The following is a 3,782-nucleotide window of genomic DNA, read 5'->3' as shown; positions in this document are numbered from 1 at the left end:
GTTTATTGCTTAATATATGAACAGATTTCAAACAATATAGAACCCATTTTATGCTATTATTTAATCAATATAATAATTAGTGAGTTTACAATGATAGGTAAGATAAAAGATTTTTTAGGTTTTGATATAAAAGAAGAGAAGTACAAACTCTCTCATGATGATACATTTGGAATGATAGCAGATGAGAAAAAACCAGATAAATGGGTTTTTTCTACTTGTGGTTACTGTGGTGTAGGGTGTGGTCTTTATATCGGTGTAAAAGATGGAAAGGCCGTTTATACAAAAGGCAATCCGAAACACTTTGTAAATAAAGGAACGCTTTGTCCAAAAGGGCTTTCAGAGCATCAGATGATAAACTCTCCACATAGAATTCAAACGCCACTTATTCGTAAAGATGGCGAATTGCAGGAGGCGAGTTGGGATGAGGCTTTTACAAAAGTAAGCTCAGAGTTTAAACGCATTCAAAGAGAGCATGGAAACAGTGCTATTTCTGTCATAGGGACAGGGCAGTTCTTAACAGAAGAGTTCTACACGCTTGGAAAATTTGTGCAGTTAGGACTGCAAACAAATAACTACGATGGAAATACTACTCTTTGTATGGCTTCAGCAGTTATGGGCTATAAACAATCTCTTGGAAGTGACGGTGCTACAAGCTCCTATGAAGATTTTGAAAAGGCAGATACTATCTTTTTGGTAGGTGCAAATATTGCAGATAACCATCCTATTTTGACACTACACATTAATAAAAATCCTAAGAAAAAAGTGATAGTTATTGACCCTCGTGCAAGTAAAACTTCGCAGATGGCTGATTTGTATGTGCCAATAAAACCACGAACAGATTTAGCACTCTATAATGGTCTTGCATATATCATTTTAGAGCAGGGCTGGGAGAATGAGGGCTACATTAAAGCCAATACAAATGGCATAAAAGAGCTGAAAAAACATCTTCAAGATTATCCACCACAAGAGGTGGCAAACATTACAGGAATTGATGTAAAAACACTCTATGAACTTGCTCGTGAATTTGTTTCAAATGAGAAGGTCATTACTGGTTGGACGATGGGAATTAACCAATCATTTATGGGAACAGATACCGTTAGCTCTATTATAAATTTACATCTTTTAACAGGGCATATTGGACGAGAGGGAACTGGTCCATTCTCTATTACTGGACAATGTAATGCCATGGGAACGCGTGAGACAGGTTTTACTTCAAGTCTGCCAGGGTATAGAAACTATGGTGATGAAAAAGCACTTAAAGAGTATGCAAAAATTGTTAATGTGCCAGAAGAGATTATTCCTCGTGAGCGTGGTTATAAATATGCTGAGATTATTGAAGCTATAGATGCAGGGGAGATAAAAGCACTTTGGATAACAGCAACAAACCCACTTGTAAGCTTTGTCAATCAAGATAAATTGCGTAAAACTTTAGCAAAACTTGATTTGCTTGTGGTGCAAGATGCCTTTTTAGGAGATACTGCACAAATTGCTGATGTGATTTTTGCAGCAGCGACTTGGGGTGAAAAAGAGGGAACTTACACTAACTCTGAACGCCGTTGTAACAAAGCAAATAAAGCAGTTGAGCCAATAGGGGATGCAAAAAGTGATTTTGACATCATTGTTGAATTTTCAAAATATTTTGAGGGTGTTAATGAGATGCTTTTTCCAAATTGGAGTGAGCCTCGTGATGCGTTTGAAGAGTGGCGTAAGGTCTCTAAAGGGCAGTTGTGTGACTATAGTGGGATGACTTATGAGCTTATAGAAGAGCATGGCGGTATTCAGTGGCCTTGTAATGAGCAGTTTCCACTTGGTAGTAAGCGTCTTTATACAGAAGATATTCCATTTAGAACAGCCGATAAAAAAGCGAAACTTCTCTGTTTGGAGTGGCATCCTATGTCAGAGCCTATAAGTCCTGAATTTCCTGTTATTTTAAATACTGGGCGTACAGTGGAGCAGTGGCATACGCGTACAAAAACAAGAGACATTGCAATACTTGACAATTTAGCGCCAGAAGCGTGGGTGGACATTAGCCCTGATGATGCAAAAAAGCTAAAAGTAAAATCAGGCGATAGAATGAGTCTTTCCTCTCCTCGTGGTCGTGTGGATGATGTCGTTGTGCGTGTAACGGGAAGTGTAAGACCAGGGACAGTATTTGTACCATTTCATTTTAATGAACAGCTTGTAAATACACTAACCCAAGAGAGCTTTTGTCCAAAATCAGGTGAGCCAAACTTCAAACAGACTGCTATTCAGTTACATTCTGAAGAAGTTCCAGAAGGACTGCGTTTAGAAGAGCAAGAGGTAAGTGGTGCCATTGCACATCATAAAGTTGTTTTTGAGGGTGTGAGTGTAAAAAGTACCGAGAGAGAATTGAGCGGTGTAAACTAGATGTAGATAGGGTAGAAGGACTAAAAGTTATTCTATTTTAAGTGCTTTAAAGAACATGTATTAAAAACATAGCACTCTTGTTATCTTGAGCAATATAGTCCCAAATATTGTTAAAAGAGTTTATAAATCTTGGTTCATAGATAATTTTCATGCTTACTTATTAGTATGTTGTTCTATTTCAGTCCATACTTCTGTATGTGAGAGTGGTTTGGTTTTTCCACTTTCAATATCTTTTAAAGCCTTGTGAAAATAAGCTTTATCTTCTTGAAATTGATTAGAGTTTATATAGTCATTTTTTTTATCTACAAGGTTTACAAGGTATTCGTTGATTTTTGATTGCATGTCCACACCTGCGTTTACAAGTTGTTTGTAAACATCATCTTGAATATTTAAGGATATTTGCATAAGTAACCTCACTTTTTAATATAAGTAAGTATAGCATAGTTTCATAGATACTTGAATTAGTGGATGGGGTAGAGGGATTCGAACCCACGCATAGTGGCACCAGAAACCACGGCCTTACCGCTTGGCGATACCCCAGTTTAAATTTGTTATATTTTTTGTTGAAAAGTTAATGTGGATGGGGTAGAGGGATTCGAACCCCCGAATGTCAGCACCAAAAGCTGATGCCTTACCGCTTGGCGATACCCCATCATTTGAAAGTAATAATTGGTTGCGGAAGCAAGATTTGAACTTGCGACCTTCGGGTTATGAGCCCGACGAGCTACCGAACTGCTCTATTCCGCGTTACTTGTATTTCAGGGCTTTTCAGCACCTGGTGTCTTTTTTTGTACTACCATTTTGTACTACTCCTGAAGTCAAGGGTGGCACACAGTGTCACAAAAAGAACAATCAATAAGAAGCTTAAAAGAACCGATTCATCGGGTCAGTCACTCTTGATTGATGGCGAAATTATAGCAACTTACTTTTAAATAAAGCTTAAATGTATTTAGAATGAAAAAGTGTTCCATATTTGCTCTATACGAGCTTTTTATAGTGGATGAGTATGTTTGGTTGAATGAAAGGGGCTTATGTGCGGTATATAGGGCTTGTGTGTGAATGAAAGGAGAGAAATCCTTCTCTTTTGCTGCAAAAAATAGGGTTAAATTAAGTCTGATAAATCTGCATTGGAGATATAATCATTACTCATATGAATATAATTTTCAGTAGTTGTCTGTATAGAGGCGTGGTTTAAAAGATGCGAAACCTCGGCTATTGGGAGTTTTTTGACTTGTAATAGCATATTTGCAAAAGTATGTCTAAATGTGTGATGTGGCTACACTTATTCATACTTAGAATATTTAGTAATTCTAAGATAAAATATCAGTATGAATAAGGATAAAAAGAAGATGAGAAACAGTCAATACACAAGAGAGTTTCGAGATTCCAGTGTG

General features: G+C 37.2%; 2 protein-coding genes, 3 tRNA genes and 1 pseudogene. 1 reads left to right on the top strand and 5 read right to left on the bottom strand.

Features of this window, described 5'->3' with window-relative positions:
• On the top strand, positions 1–2,388 hold a 2,388-nt coding region (locus MVY38_RS04925), incomplete at its 5' end, for a nitrate reductase (protein WP_366939763.1).
• A 153-nt stretch (positions 2,389–2,541) separates the two neighbouring features.
• On the opposite strand, the gene MVY38_RS04920 is transcribed toward MVY38_RS04925, so the two are convergent.
• The 5 genes and pseudogenes from MVY38_RS04920 to MVY38_RS11030 all read right to left on the bottom strand — a co-directional run.
• Complete coding sequence (locus MVY38_RS04920; RefSeq protein ID WP_297484043.1) at positions 2,542–2,793, bottom strand: hypothetical protein; 252 nt, start codon at positions 2,791–2,793, stop codon at positions 2,542–2,544.
• Between the two features lie 60 nt (positions 2,794–2,853).
• Positions 2,854–2,928: transfer RNA gene (locus MVY38_RS04915), tRNA-Gln, on the bottom strand.
• A gap of 37 nt (positions 2,929–2,965) precedes the next feature.
• Positions 2,966–3,040 (bottom strand) — tRNA-Gln (locus MVY38_RS04910).
• Positions 3,041–3,058: 18 nt separating this feature from the next.
• Positions 3,059–3,135, bottom strand: a tRNA-Met gene (locus tag MVY38_RS04905).
• Between the two features lie 355 nt (positions 3,136–3,490).
• Positions 3,491–3,646 (bottom strand): annotated as a pseudogene (locus MVY38_RS11030) (hypothetical protein); the annotation flags it as partial.
• Positions 3,647–3,782 lie beyond the last annotated feature (136 nt).

It is taken from the genome of Sulfurimonas sp. (assembly GCF_027056685.1).
Lineage (GTDB): Bacteria > Campylobacterota > Campylobacteria > Campylobacterales > Sulfurimonadaceae > Sulfurimonas.
The sequence above is the reverse complement of the archived record's forward strand: the minus strand, read 5'-3'. Positions and strand labels throughout refer to the sequence as shown.